14 protein-coding genes are annotated in these 14878 nt (G+C 30.9%); 5 read left to right on the top strand and 9 right to left on the bottom strand.

Annotation, left to right across the window (positions count from 1 at the left end):
- Nucleotides 1-86: 86 nt before the first annotated feature.
- Entirely contained in the window at nt 87-1556 is a 1470-nt protein-coding gene (locus IFB02_RS13420) for an SLC13 family permease (RefSeq protein WP_106688880.1), read from the top strand.
- Here the strand turns inward: IFB02_RS13420 and IFB02_RS13425 are convergent.
- From IFB02_RS13425 to pabB, 7 genes are all read right to left on the bottom strand, one after another.
- On the bottom strand, nt 1553-1876 hold the full coding sequence (locus IFB02_RS13425) for a hypothetical protein (RefSeq protein ID WP_106688881.1): 324 nt from the start codon (nt 1874-1876) through the stop codon (nt 1553-1555). The genes IFB02_RS13420 and IFB02_RS13425 overlap by 4 nt on opposite strands.
- Nucleotides 1877-1888: 12 nt before the next feature.
- Nucleotides 1889-2341 (bottom strand): hypothetical protein, encoded by a 453-nt coding sequence (locus tag IFB02_RS13430; protein WP_191072865.1) that lies wholly within the window; start codon nt 2339-2341, stop codon nt 1889-1891.
- 40 nt (nt 2342-2381) lie between these two features.
- A complete protein-coding gene (locus IFB02_RS13435) occupies nt 2382-3353 on the bottom strand; it encodes a YheT family hydrolase (RefSeq protein ID WP_106688883.1) in 972 nt (323 codons plus the stop codon).
- Complete coding sequence (gene ade / locus IFB02_RS13440; protein WP_106688884.1) at nt 3353-4975, bottom strand: adenine deaminase; 1623 nt, start codon at nt 4973-4975, stop codon at nt 3353-3355. Before ade ends, IFB02_RS13435 begins: the two co-directional genes overlap by 1 nt.
- A 62-nt stretch (nt 4976-5037) precedes the next feature.
- Nucleotides 5038-7011, bottom strand: coding sequence for a protein-disulfide reductase DsbD family protein (locus IFB02_RS13445; RefSeq protein ID WP_106688885.1), 1974 nt, complete (start codon nt 7009-7011; stop codon nt 5038-5040).
- Nucleotides 7008-8324, bottom strand: a complete 1317-nt coding sequence (gene tilS, locus IFB02_RS13450; protein WP_106688886.1) for a tRNA lysidine(34) synthetase TilS — start codon at nt 8322-8324, stop codon at nt 7008-7010. Before tilS ends, IFB02_RS13445 begins: the two co-directional genes overlap by 4 nt.
- 23 nt (nt 8325-8347) lie before the next feature.
- On the bottom strand, nt 8348-9643 hold the full coding sequence (gene pabB / locus IFB02_RS13455; protein WP_106688887.1) for an aminodeoxychorismate synthase component I: 1296 nt from the start codon (nt 9641-9643) through the stop codon (nt 8348-8350).
- 77 nt (nt 9644-9720) lie between these two features.
- On the opposite strand from pabB, the gene IFB02_RS13460 reads away from it, so the two are divergent.
- Both IFB02_RS13460 and IFB02_RS13465 read left to right on the top strand, forming a co-directional pair.
- Nucleotides 9721-10611 carry an aldose 1-epimerase family protein gene (locus tag IFB02_RS13460; protein WP_106688888.1) on the top strand — a complete coding sequence of 297 codons (891 nt, stop codon included), beginning with the start codon at nt 9721-9723 and terminating at the stop codon, nt 10609-10611.
- 40 nt (nt 10612-10651) lie between these two features.
- Nucleotides 10652-12010, top strand: a complete 1359-nt coding sequence (locus IFB02_RS13465) for a DEAD/DEAH box helicase (protein ID WP_106688889.1) — start codon at nt 10652-10654, stop codon at nt 12008-12010.
- Nucleotides 12011-12043: 33 nt separating this feature from the next.
- Here the strand turns inward: IFB02_RS13465 and IFB02_RS13470 are convergent, their stop codons facing one another.
- A complete protein-coding gene (locus tag IFB02_RS13470; RefSeq protein ID WP_106688890.1) occupies nt 12044-12433 on the bottom strand; it encodes a MotA/TolQ/ExbB proton channel family protein in 390 nt (129 codons plus the stop codon).
- Between the two features lie 192 nt (nt 12434-12625).
- Between IFB02_RS13470 and IFB02_RS13475 the strand changes: the two genes are divergently transcribed.
- A complete protein-coding gene (locus IFB02_RS13475; RefSeq protein ID WP_223878849.1) occupies nt 12626-13696 on the top strand; it encodes a sensor histidine kinase in 1071 nt (356 codons plus the stop codon).
- Complete coding sequence (locus tag IFB02_RS13480; protein ID WP_106688891.1) at nt 13689-14399, top strand: LytR/AlgR family response regulator transcription factor; 711 nt, start codon at nt 13689-13691, stop codon at nt 14397-14399. The genes IFB02_RS13475 and IFB02_RS13480 overlap by 8 nt, the downstream gene beginning before the upstream one ends.
- Here the strand turns inward: IFB02_RS13480 and IFB02_RS13485 are convergent.
- On the bottom strand, nt 14396-14812 hold the full coding sequence (locus IFB02_RS13485) for a DUF2721 domain-containing protein (RefSeq protein WP_106688892.1): 417 nt from the start codon (nt 14810-14812) through the stop codon (nt 14396-14398). The genes IFB02_RS13480 and IFB02_RS13485 overlap by 4 nt on opposite strands.
- Nucleotides 14813-14878 lie beyond the last annotated feature (66 nt).

A 14878-nucleotide genomic window follows, 5' to 3' on the forward strand; every position in this document is an offset into this window, starting at 1 on the left:
GAATTGTCATTTTTAAATATAGTTTTAAATTAAGGTTATTAATAAATAATAAAATCTGTACTTTCGTTTTATTGAATCCGATATAAATGAAAAACACTCAAAAAATTGGATTGGTTTTAGGACCTATCGTTTTTTTTATCTTACTATTATTTTTTAAACCAGAAGGTTTATCTACAGAAGGTCGCGCAGTACTTGCATCTACCGTTTGGATTGCTATTTGGTGGATTACAGAAGCGATACCTATTGCGGTAACTGCCTTATTGCCAATTGCGCTTTTCCCATTGTCTGGCGGACTTAATTTAAGTGATACCACTAGTGCTTTTGGGCATAAATTTGTGTTTTTATATTTAGGTGGATTTATTATTGCGATTGCTATTGAAAAATGGAATCTTCACAAACGCATTGCTTTAAATATTATTAAAATAATTGGGTTTAATTTAAAACGAATTATCCTTGGGTTTATGCTAGCTACCGCGTTTTTATCTATGTGGATTAGTAATACTGCAACATCTGTGATGATGCTTCCAATTGGTGTAGCTATTATTTTACAACTAAAAGATAATCCAAATACGCCAGAAGACGAAAACTTAACCTTTGGGAAAGCCTTAATGTTAGCGATTGCTTACAGTGCTTCAATTGGTGGTATTGCTACATTAATTGGTACGCCGCCAAATTTAGTGTTGGCTGGAGTCGTTTCAGATATTTATAATTATGAAATCACCTTTTTACAATGGTTTATGTTTGGGTTTCCTATTTCAATTATATTATTATTTATCTGTTGGAAATACCTTACTGAAGTCGCTTTTACATTTGAAAAACGAGAATTTACAGACGGAAAAGCCGAAGTTAACCTTCAATTAAAAGCTTTAGGCAGCATTAGTTATGAAGAAAAATTGGTCGCTTTTATTTTTGGTTTAACCGCATTTTTCTGGATTACGCGTTCGTTTTTATTTAAAAACATTTTACCTGCGTTAGATGATACAATTATCGCTATTTCTTTTGCTATCGTGTTGTTTTTGTTACCGTCTAAAAAACAAGGAACAAAATTAATGAATTGGGATGATGCGGTGAAAATTCCTTGGGGAATTATTTTATTGTTTGGTGGCGGAATGGCTTTATCAAAAGGGTTTGAAACTACAGGCTTAGCCAAATGGATTGGCGAACAAATGACCACTTTTGCTGGCGTGACCACTATCATTTTACTATTATTACTAATTGCTGCGGTTAATTTTTTAACCGAAATTACCTCCAATTTAGCAACTACAGCTATGCTGTTACCGGTGTTAGCGCCTATGGCAATTTCAGTAGATATTCATCCGTTTATTTTAATGGTTGGCGCTGCTGTTGCGGCATCTTGTGCTTTTATGTTACCAGTAGCTACGCCACCAAATGCAGTAGTTTTTGGTTCTGGTTATTTACGCATTCCAGATATGGTAAAAAAAGGATTTGTGATGAATTTAGTATCTATTATTTTACTAACGCTGTTTGTGTACTTTGTCCTTCCGTTACTTTGGAATATTACTATCGAAGGATTTCCGGACGCATTTAAACATTAAAAAATAGCACCAACTACTACATTAACAATAGTGTCTATAATTTTGTTTTTTAGGTGTCCTAAACGTTGTTTTGTAATACCTGCTTGATATAACGCTTTAAGCACTAAAATATCTTTTTGGCTTTTTAATAACCATTCATAATCCTTTACAGTTAGTTCTGTGTTGGCTAAAAGCTTGGTCCAACGTTCTAGTTTTTCTTTAGAAGCTTCTAAAAATGCTTCGACATCTTTTTTAGATTCGGTTTTATAGTCTGCGTAACTTTCACCTAATACTTTTAAAAGTTCGTCTTTAATTTGTTTTAATAGTTCTTCAAAATCCATCGGTTATGCATATTAATTACCTAAAAAACTAAGCAAATTGGTTTTGTTTTCTTTGTTTTTATTGGCTTCGTATTTAATAATTAAATCAAAAGCTTCCATAATTTGTGCTTTGGCTTCGTTGGTAAATACTTGACTTAATTGCTGCTCGTCTTCCCAACGTTTTAAAAAACCTGCTAATAAGCTTTTATCTTGATCTGCCATTAATTTTAGCATCGCGTAAGTAATCTCGTTATTAGGTTTGTTTTTTTCGTATTCGACTAACTTTTTAAGATCTAAAATTAAGTCGTTAACTTCAGCTTCATGATGGGAAAAACTGTCTATTGCTTTTTCTATTAAAGCTTCACTTTCTACTTTAACAGAAATGGTTTGTTGATAAGAATATTGGTCGTAAACCGCTGTTTTTAAGCTATTACAAGATACGATTATCGATAAAAAACATATATAAAAAAACAACTTTAACTTCATAACAACCAATAAATTAAAGCCTAAAGTTAGATAATATTATTTAACTAGAAAGTTTTTTTTCGAATAAAAATTCAATCATTCGTTTTTCGTTATAATAAATATTGTTTTTATGATGAAATCCAACATGACCGCCATATTTTGGTAGTTCTAAAAATAGATTTGGATTGTTTTTGGCTTCTTCTATTGGATAACATTCTTTAGATAAGAACGAATCGTTTAACGCATTAATCAATAACGTTGGTACTGAAATTTGGTTTAAAAACTGAAGACTACTGGATTGCTCATAATAATCTAAAGCATCTTTAAAACCGTGGGCTTTTGAGGTATAAGCATTGTCAAAATCTTGTAATGTCTTTACCGACTTTATTATGGAATTTGAAATTTTTTCTGGATATAAAACTTGTTTTTCTTTTAGTTTTCGTTTTAAGTCTCTTAAAAATTTAATGGAATACAATCTATTATCTAAAGCCATCAATCGTTGCAAAGAGCCTTTTAAATACACTGGTACCGAAACAGCAACTGCTGCCTTAATTTGTTTTGGCACATCTTCGGTTTCACCTAAATATTTTAAAATCACATTTCCGCCTAAACTAAATCCGTTTAAATAGATCGTATCGTAGTGATAATGCGCTGTAATGTGATTAATAACTTCAGCTAAATCGTCTGTTTTACCAGAGTGATACGACTGAAAACTATTGTTGACTTCGCCACTACAACCTCTAAAATTTACACAAACTGCATCCATATTATTTTGGTTAGCTATTTTAGCCGATCCAAGTACATAATGTCTATTACCGTTACCTTCTAAACCGTGTAAAACGATTAGTAACTGATTCGTTTTTTTAGTTGAAAAACTCCAATCTAAATCTAAAAAATCTTGATCTGGTAAAACAATACGTTCGCGTTTTTGGTTTACACCTTTTACCCTACGCCATAATCCAGAATAAATCGTAGCAATATGACCATTACGGAATAATAGATTGGGTTTGTATGTTGTGTTTAGGATTGGCATTAGGCTTCTAAACTTGTAAACTCAAACTTACCACCATCAAACAAGCCTTTATCACTTAATTTTAAAGCTGGTATAACTAACAATGCCATAAACGACAACGTCATATAAGGCGCGTGTAAAGTGGCGCCTAAATCTTTTGCCATTTGGTCTAATTTGGCATAAGCTTTACCAATAGTTTCGGCATTTTGATCACTCATAATTCCTGCAACTGGTAATGGTACAACATCTTGTTTTGTCTTAGAGACTGCACAAATTCCACCTTTATTTTCAATGATTAAGTTTACTGCTTTACAAATCGCTTCATCATCTACGCCAACAGCAATAATATTGTGAGAATCGTGACCAACAGAACTTGCGATTGCGCCTTCTTTTAATCCAAAATTTTTAATAAATGCTATTGCAGGTTTATCATTTTTATAACGATTAACAACCGTCATTTTTAAAATATCTGTTTTGGTATTAGAAACTAAATTTCCGTTTTCTATTGTAGCTTCTGCTAAGATTTGGTTAGTCACTAACTCGCCATCTAAAGCTTCAATTACTCTTATATTTTTTGCTTGACTTTCAACTTGAAAATCGGATGTTTCTTTTTTTTCAGTGTTGAAATTATTAAGATTTTCAAAACTAATATGAGGCATTAAAGATGTACCGTTATCAAAAACTAATTCGCCATTAATATAGGTTTGTAATGTTTTAAATGATTTTAAATCTTCAACTATAATAAAATCTGCAGCGTCACCTTCATTTAATAATCCAACGTCTAAATTATAATGCTTTACAGGATTTATGCATGCTGCTTGTAAGACGTTAAAGACATCGTTACCTTTTGCGACTGCTCTGTCACATAATTTATTTATATGATGCAACAATAAATCATCTGGATGTTTATCGTCACTACAAAACATGATGTTTTGATAATACTCAGGAAGTAAATCTATAAGCGCTTCGAAGTTTTTCGCGGCGCTACCTTCACGAATAAGGACTTTCATTCCTTTTTGCAATTTTTCTAAGCCTTCTTCGTAGGTAAAACACTCGTGATCGGTTGTTATTCCTGCGCTAATATATTTGGTTAAATCGTCACCACGTAAACCTGGTGCATGACCATCAATAGGTTTGTTATAATGTTTTGCCCATTCTATCTTTTTTAAAACTTCAGAATCATCAAATAAAACGCCAGGATAATTCATCATTTCGGCTAAATATTTAATGTCTGGATTTGCCATTAAGTTTTTTATATCATCAGAATTTATAACAGCTCCAGCCGATTCAAAAGTGGTTGCAGGTACACAACTTGGTGCTCCAAAATTGAATTTAAATGGTGTTTGCTTACCATTTTCAATCATAAACTCGACACCTTTTACGCCTAATACATTGGCGATTTCATGCGGATCACTAACAGTTGCAACCGTACCGTGTTTTACGGCTATTTTGGCAAACTCGCTTGGTACTAACATGGAGCTTTCTATATGAATATGTGCATCTACAAAACCAGGTAAAATGTAGTGTTTTACATCATGTTCTTCTTTTTTAACAGCTTTAATCTTACCGTTTTCTACTAAAATACTTCCGCTAAAAATTGTTCTATTTTGTATGTCTACTATTTGACCTTGGATTGTTTTCATTCTTATTTATTTATGTCACAAAATTAAACTAAAAAAAATCCTGCATTTGCAGGATTAGTTTTTTATTTCTTGAAGTTTTCAACGCCTTTTTGGAGCCATTCAAAATACTCGTCTGCGTTTGGTGTGTAGGCAGTTGTGTGATTTAACAATTCCATATTATGATTTAACAACACATAAAATGGTTGTGAGTTATTTTGAAAGTTTAGCGTTTGTAAGGTCGCCCATTTATCGCCTATTGTTCTAATATTTTTTAAATTTCCGTTAGGTTTTACGTATTTAAATTGCTCTTCTTTTGGCAGTTCTTTACGATCATCTACGTATAATGAAATAATGATATACTCTTCTTTAAGTATTTTATAGATTTTACTCTGACTCCATACTTGTTCTTCCATTTTACGACAATTTACACAAGCCCAACCTGTAAAGTCTAACATAATTGGTTTGTTAGCTTCTTTGGCTGCAGCAATACCCTCGTCTAAATCTTTATAACAATCTAAACCTAAAGGACATTCAGATTCGCGCTCATAAATACTATAAGACATTGGTGGCGGAAAACCACTTAACGCTGTTAAGTCCCATGTTGGATTTTTTAGTATTCCTGGTGCTATATAAATAACAAAAGAGATTACTAAAACAGCTGTACTAATTCTTAAAAAACTTAGTTTTTTTAATGGACTATCATGCGGAAATTTGATTTTTCCTATTAAATAAAGGAACAACCCAATACCTAAAATTACCCATATTGCTAAGAAAATTTCACGTTTTAAAAGTCCCCAATGCGATACTAAATCTGCATTTGATAAAAATTTAAACGCCATAGCTAGTTCTAAAAATCCTAAAACTACTTTAACGCTATTTAGCCAACCACCAGATTTTGGTAAAGCGTTTAACCATTTTGGGAACATTGCAAACAAGGTAAACGGTAATGCTAATGCTAAACCAAAACCAGACATACCAGCTGTTAATTGCATTGCGCCACCATCACTTGTTAATGATCCTGCTAATAATGAACCTAAAATTGGTCCCGTACAAGAAAACGAAACAATTGCTAAGGTTAACGCCATAAAAAATATACCAATAAAACCACCTATGCTTGATGATTTTTCGTCCATTTTATTTCCCCAAGACGCTGGTAATGTGATTTCGTAAAAACCAAAAAATGAAAACGCAAAAAAGCCTAAGATTAAAAAGAAGATAATATTAAGCCATACATTGGTTGAAATAGTATTTAAAATTTCTGGATCTAAGGAGTCTAAAAAGTGAAATGGTAAACTTAAAAGCACATAAATTAAAAGGATGAAAAACCCGTATAATATTGCATTTGCAATACCTTTTTGACTGTTTTCTGCACTTTTTGTGAAGAATGAAACCGTTAAGGGAATCATCGGAAACACACAAGGTGTTAATAATGCTATTAAACCACCAATAAAACCAAGAATGAAAATACCAAAGTTGGTTTTTTCTTTAACTTCTTCTTGTTTGTAATTGTTCCAACCTGTAATATTTAAATCTAATTGTCTTGATTTATCTAAATTTTCAGCATCTAGATTTGGTGTGTCAAAAGTCTCTTGACTTACTTTTCCTTCTTGTAAGTTAAATGTAACGATTTCACTTTCAAAAATACATCTGGCATCATCACATGCTTGAAAGCTAATTTCGGCTTCAATTTGTGATATATTTGAATCTTTTAATTCTATCTTTTGAGTAAATGTTGCTGCGTTATCAAAATAAGTCAAATCCATTTGAAATACTTTATCAAACTTAGTAATACTCTCGCTTTCTGTAGCTTTACCAACTAATTTAAAGTCTTTTTTTAAAGCATCTTCGTTATAGATAAACTCTGTAGGAATTGCGCCGCCTTCTGGTAAAGTTTGAGAATATAAATGCCAATGATCTTCTATATCTGCTTTGTAAATCAGATTATATTCTGTATCACTAATTTTTTCGACTTCTGCAGACCATTTTACAGGTTCTATTTGAGAAAAAACAGTTTGAATTGAAAACAGTACAATTAAAAAAGCTAATAAATGCTTCATTTTTGATATTTAATTTTTAAAATGTCTTGGGTTTGTTTAGTTAGTTTAAACCTATTATCTGCTCTGTGATTTATCACCCAAACCACTTGGTGATCACTACACAATAGCAAGGTTTTTTGTTTGTCTAGCAAAGATAATTTTTCGTCTTTAAAAAACTTGCTAAGTTTCTTTTTTCCTTGCATTCCTAATGGGTAAAAATAGTCGCCTTTTTCCCAATGTCTTACAGTTAAAGGATACTTTAACGTTTTTTTATCAATATAAATGGTGGATTTATCTGTTTTGCCTATTTCTTCTACAGACTCTATACATAAAATTCCGTTTGGTAATTTTATTTCGTTTTGATCTTCAAGAATGGTAACTGTTTCATTGTTTTCTTCTGAAGAAATTTCACTTAAAATCAAACAATCTCTATCTTTTAATAGCTGATGCGTTTTAGAAAACACCAACTTTCCGCTTTGCGCTGTTAGTAAATTTTCGATGTCTTTCCATTGTGAGAAACCGTAATCTTTAAAGATTTCAAATAGATAAGCTTTTGGATTATTTAATGCTTCAAATTCTGAAATTTTATATGAAATTTGGCTGTCATCAATAGTTACAATCGCTTTATTTAAAAAGGAATCTACAGCATCTTCAACGATAGCTGAACTATCATTTAAATGCGCCAATGTATTTTGAAAGTTTGCTAAAACATCTGGATTTATGTCTTTTAAAACAGGGATCACATCATGACGCAACTTATTGCGTAAGTATTTTGTAGAGGCATTACTGCTATCTTCTCTCCATTTTAAATGGTTTGTTTTTGCATAATCTTCAATGTCTTCTCTTGAAAATGATAACAACGGTCTAACGATAGTTTCATTAACTTCAGGTATGCCTTTTAAGCCTTCTAAACCTGTACCACGTGATAAGTTGATTAAAAACGTTTCTAAATTATCATCTGCGTGATGCGCTGTTAAAATGTAATCGAATTCTAATTGTTCTGATAGTTCAAAAAACCAATCGTAACGGAGTTGTCTTGCAGCTAATTGTATGGATAGTTTTTCGTTTTTTGCAAAACTTTCGGTGTCAAAATTTTGGATAAATACTTCAACATCTAAGTCTTCTGCAAGCTCTAAAACAAAACTCTCGTCAGCGTCACTTTCATTTCCTCTTAAATTGAAATTACAATGCGCCAAAGTAAAATCCAGCTTTGCCTCTTTACACAAATGCGCTAAAACCACCGAATCTACGCCGCCAGAAATAGCAATTAGCAGCTTACTTTCTTTTAAAAAAGGAAGGTTTTGGATAATGTGATTTATAAACGCTTTCTGCATACTGTAAAAGTAATATTAAAATATTATTGATCCTCCAAAACCGTTCGCATAGCTTTGGCTTTAATCAAGCATTCTTCATACTCTTGTGTTGGGTCACTTTTTGCTGTTATTGCGCCACCAACTGAGTAGCTTACGTACTTTTTAGATTGATTATATAAAATGCTCCTAATCACTACATTAAAATCGAAATCACCTTCTGGCGAAAAATAACCAACAGCACCAGAATATAATCCGCGTTTAGTAGCTTCTAAATCTTCGATAATTTTCATTGCCGAAATTTTTGGAGCGCCAGTCATACTTCCCATCGGGAAAGTGGTTTTAATCACATCTACAGGATGTACCTCTTCCCTAACCTGAGATGTTACTGTAGATATCATTTGATGGACTTGCTCAAACGTATACACTTTACACAATTCTTCTACTTTTACGCTTCCTTTTTTAGCAGTTAAAGACAGATCGTTACGCACCAAATCTACAATCATAATATTCTCACTACGCTCTTTTGGATTGGCAACCAAATCGTGTTTAAGCAAACTATCGATCATAAAATCTTCGTCACGTTTTGCGGTTCCTTTTATGGGTTGAGAAATTATAGTTGCTCCTTCTTTTTTTAAGTAACGTTCTGGTGAAGCACTTAATAAATACTTGTCATTTTGCTTTAAAAAGGTGGCAAATGGTGGCGTAGAAATAGTGTTTAACTTATTATAAATCTCTAACGGATTTATCGTTGTATTTTCGGCATAAAATTCTTGACAAAAATTAGCTTCATAAATATCACCACGATGTATGTGAGCTAGCATTTTTTCTAGCTTTTCAAAATATTCATCTTTATGAATACGTAGATGAATTTTAATTGGTGATTTAGATGAAGGGTTTTTTAGAATTTCAAAATTTGAAATAGTTTCAAAATCAGCATCCATTTCATCATCAACCATTTTTAAGTAGTGTAATTCAACCGAATTTCTTTTTAAAAAGAATAGTTTTTTAGGTTGAAAAAAATATAAATCTGGAAAACGTAATCCGTCAAAATTTTCTGATTTTAATGGCTCAACATCATTTTTTAAATCGTAAGATAAATAACCAAAAATCCAATCGTTAGTCGTGGTTTGGTAATCTTTTAGTTTATCAAAAGCTTGATGAAAATCGGTTTGTAAACTAGTAAATGTATCTACCGCCAAAACCGCATCGTAATTAGAATACTGCTGTTTATAATTATTACTGTCCAGCCAAATAATATCTTCAAATTGGTTGCTCCAGTTTAACAAATGTTGTTTAAACTGTTGGACATTAGCAACTTTATATGTTTTATGTGTTCTCAAATAAAAAAATTGAAGTGTAAAGTTAAGCAGATTTAAGAAAAAAACGATTAATTTGACAGTAGTTTAAAACCAATATTATGTTTCAATTATCAAACGACTTATTAAACATTAAAGTGAAAGCTGAAGGTGCTGAGCTTTGTGAGATTTCTTCAGTTAAAAATAACCGACAATTCATGTGGAATGCAGATCCAAAAGTTTGGGCTAGTTTCGCACCAAATTTATTTCCAATTATTGGATCTATGAAAGATGATAGTTATGTGTTTAACGGAAAAACCTATCATATGCCAAAGCATGGTTTTGTTAGACATAGTGATGAGATTAAACTAATAGAACAAACCAAAAACAGCTTAACGTTTAGCTTGAAACAAAACAAACAGATAAGCGAATGGTTTCCGTTTGATTTTGAATTTTTGTTGAAATACACACTTATAGAAAACACATTAACCTTAACGCATACCGTTAGAAATCTGGGCGATTCTGATATGTATTTTTCAATTGGTGGTCATCCTGCGTTTAAATGTCCTTTGTATGATGAAGAAAGTTACACTGATTATCATTTAGAATTTGAAAATCCTGAAACTGCAAAAAGTTACTTACTAAATATGGATAACGGTCTTGTTACAGACCAAACAAAACCAGTTTTTGATATTAAAAACACCATTAATTTAAAACCAGATTTATTTAATGAAGATGCTTTAATTTTTAAAGATTTAAGCTCTAGAAAAGCAGCTTTAGTAAGTAAAAAATACGGAGAAATTTTAAATGTTAGCTTTCCTGATTTTAAATATTTAGGGATTTGGGCAAAACCAAACGCGCCTTACGTATGTATAGAACCTTGGTTAGGCATTGCAGATCACGAAAACACCAACCAAGACATTACTAAAAAAGAAGGTATTATAAAATTAGCAGCAAATAAAACATTTACAGCAAGCTACAGCATACAAATACATAACCAGCATTTGGAATAAACAAAATATAAGTAGTAGTTTTGTAGCCTAAATTATAGCTGTGACTTTTCAAGATTTAAAATTAAACACTCCATTATACAATGCAATTGACGATTTAGGCTTTACATCGCCTACGCCAATACAAGCAGAAGCTTTTAGTATTGTTGCAAGTGGTAAAGATGTGGTAGGAATTGCCCAAACAGGAACTGGTAAAACCTATGCTTACATGTTGCCTATCTTAAGAAATTTAAAATTTTCAAAACAAGATAATCCGCGTGTTTTAATTTTAGTTCCAACAAGAGAACTTGTAGTACAAGTGGTTGATGATATAGAAAAACTAGCCAAATACATCAATGTACGCGTGCTTGGTGTTTATGGTGGTACAAACATAAATACCCAAAAACAAGCTGTAGCACAAGGTTTAGATATTATTGTTGCAACACCTGGAAGATTATACGATTTAGCGGTTAGTAGAGCGTTACAGCTTAAATCTATCCAAAAATTAGTGATAGATGAAGTTGATGTGATGCTAGATTTAGGATTTAGACATCAATTAATCAATATTTTTGATATACTTCCAGAACGTAGACAAAACATCATGTTTTCTGCAACAATGACGGAAGATGTAGACGACTTAATTACCGACTTTTTTATAGCTCCAGAACGTGTTTCGATTGCAGTTTCTGGTACGCCTTTAGAAAATATTGAACAAACCAAATACAGCGTCCCAAATTATCATACAAAAAAGAATCTTTTAATCGAACTTTTAAAAGACGAAGAACAGTACAATAAAGTCTTAGTGTTTGTATCTAATAAACGTATGGCAGATCGGCTTTTTGAAGATTTAGATGAATTTTTTAAAGAAGAATTATGTGTCATTCACTCTAACAAAACGCAAAATTACAGGTTACGTAGTATTGAGCAATTTAGAGAAGGTGTTAACCGAATTTTAGTTGCAACAGATGTTATGGCACGTGGTTTAGATATTGATAATATTAGTCATGTTGTAAACTTTGACACGCCTGAATATCCAGAAAATTACATGCATCGTATTGGTAGAACTGGTCGTGCAGAACGCGAAGGTCATGCTTTAGTATTTTCTACAGAAAAAGAACAAGACGCATTAGAACGCATTGAGAAATTAATGCAAATGGAAATTAATTTAGTTGAAATACCAGAAACTGTTTCCATTTCTGAAGAATTAATTCCTGAAGAACGCGAAGTAATAAAAGAGCGTTACAATCCAACAAAACGCAGACGTGACGAAGATGCACCAGGACCAGCTTTTCATGAGAAAAAAGAAAAAAATAAAAAGGTTAATCTTGGTGGAAGTTACAAACGCGAAATCGCTAAAAAATATAAAAAACCTAAAACACGAGGTGATAAAAACTATAATAAACGTAATAAAAAACGTAAATAAAAAAAGCCAATCGTAAAGATTGGCTTTTTTGTTTTATTTATTAGCAAGTCTTAAAATAAATATTCCTATTCTAGTCACAACAAAAGAAAACAATCCAAATGTTGCAGTTAACAAAGATATTTTTAATCCGCCTGCAAATATAGATGGATCTGGATTACCCATTGCCTCTACACTATCAAACGCTTGAATAAGCCCTAAAACCGAACCCAGAAAACCTAAAACCAAAGCTAGCAAACTACAATCTATTGCTAATTTAATTTCTTTAGTAGATGTTGCATTTGATTTTAATTTTATAAATCCTTTAATAATAAAAAATAAAGACGTTAAAAAGGCAATTAGAATTAAAGACATGAATAACGGTCCGCCTTCTTGAAAAAGATTAGCAACTAAAAAATGATGATTAAAAATAGTTAGTAAAGTCATAATGTAAATGTTTTGATTAAACGTGATACAAACTTATTTTTTAATACGTTTAGTTTTAATAAAATGCGACTAACAACCAAATTAGATATTGATTTAACTTATTGTTAAAACCCTTATTAAATTGGTTATTGGTCTACAAAAAAATTTCTAGACCATTTAAAATCGTAATATTGTAAATATATTATTTAGACTTTGAAGTTACGTACAATTACTAAAATATTAATTTTAAAAACCTTTAAACACCTATTATTTTGGTCTGTTGTACTTCTGTTTTTTACCTATTTTTTTAGTGCTGGAAGTTCTAATTTTAAAGATACTTTAATGTTTAGTGTCTTTTTAATGCCAACAACAATTGCAACAACTTATGTATCTATTTATAAATTAATTCCTGATTATTTAATCACAAAACGGTATGTCTTATTTACATTATATAGTGTTTACACTCTAATTATTTCGTTGTATTTAATTATGGTTTCTATTTTTTTTAGTTTGATTTATTTATCAAATTTTGAATTTAATCAAATGAATCCAATTACTAGAAATATTATTTTAGTCACTTCTAGCGTCTATCTAGTCGTTATCTTGGTAAGTGCATTTAAACTATTACAGCTTAACCTAAAATCGAATAAAAAAACAGCAGTTTTAGAGTCTAAAATTTTAGAAACACAGTTAAAGCTAAAAGAACAAGAACTTAATTATCTAAAAATGCAAATTCATCCACATTTTTTGTTTAACACATTAAATACTATGTATGGCTCTGCTTTAAAAAAGGCAGACGAAACGCCGGAAATGATACTAAAACTGTCTAATCTTCTTGATTATTTACTATACCAAGTCGATAAACCATCTGTAAGTTTAGAAGACGAAATTAATCATATTGAAGATTATATTTCACTTGAAAAAATGCGATTTAATGATACTTTACGCATTGATTTCACAAAAAAAATTGAATCTAAATCTATAACTGTCGCACCAATGCTTTTTATTCCTTTTGTAGAAAATAGTTTTAAACATGGAACTCTACAAAATGGCGTTTTAGATATAAATTTATCCATAATTGCGACTAATAATTTAATAGATTTTAAATTGAGTAATAGTAGTTTAAATCATGACAATAAAACCTTTGGTATAGGATTAGAAAACATAAAAAAACGACTTAATTTACTTTATCCTAACAGGCATACGCTTCAAATTGCTAACTTAAAATCAAAATTTACGGTTAGCTTAAAAATTAATTTAAATTCAACATTAAAAGATGAGTAAGCCTATAACCTGTATCATAGTAGACGATGAAAATATAGCTAGAGACGTTATAGCATCTCATTTATCTAAAATTGATAATATAAACGTTGTTGCACAATGTAAAAATGCAATCCAAGCATTTAATTATATAAATAACCAAGCTGTAGATTTAATTTTTTTAGATATTAATATGCCCGAAATTTCAGGTATTGCTTTTGCAAAATCTATTAATAAAAACATTAAAATAATATTTACTACTGCCTATCGTGATTATGCTGTAGAAGGATTTAATCTTCAAGCTGTAGATTATTTATTAAAACCTATTTCTTTTGAAAGATTATTGCAAGCAGTTAATAGATATTTTGAAGTCCATACGCAACAAACAGAAGTAAAATCCTTAAAATCTACAGCTAACGATTTTATTTTTGTTAGAGCTGAAAGGCGAATGCAAAAAATTAATTTTGATGAAATTATCTACATCGAAAGTTTAAGCGATTACATAAAAATTCATCTTCAAAATAAAATTATAGTTACAAGAGAAACGATAAGTGCGATAGATGCTAAATTACCTCAGCAAGATTTTTTAAGAATTCATCGGTCTTATATAGTTAACTTATCTAAAATTGAATCTTTTACAAACGAAGAAATTACGCTTAAAAACACCTCTTTAACCATAAGTAGAAGTTATAAAAAAGAGGTTTTAAACCGACTAGAACGTTTTTAATTCTTTGTTTTATCTGATAAGTGACTTTCAATATCATCTAAATGATGATTTAAGGCATCTACAGAAATTTGAATTTCTTTAATTAAATATCCTAAAGAAACTATTAACAATACTAACGCAACGCCAAAAATCCACACTGCAATTGTTTGCAAGTTTATATATACCAAAAACATAGTTAGCACACAAAGTAACAAACTAGAAATACCAAATATTTGCATTGATCGTGTTAGATAAAGTCGTTTTCTTAAATTATTAATTTGAAGTAAAAGCGCATCGTCTTTTTGCTGTAAAAACTTTTCTTTTAGGTTTCTAACCACAGATGCATAAGCTAAAAATCTATTAGTATACGCCAACATGATTAATGATATTGCAGAGAATAATAAAGCTGGTGTTGTTAAAGTAAGATGGTTCATAAGTTTTAAATTAAAAAAAGCGAGCTAAAAAGCCCGCTTTCATTATATATAAATAATCTTTTTAGC

It is taken from the genome of Mesoflavibacter profundi, from assembly GCF_014764305.1.
GTDB classification, from domain to species: Bacteria; Bacteroidota; Bacteroidia; order Flavobacteriales; family Flavobacteriaceae; genus Mesoflavibacter; species Mesoflavibacter profundi.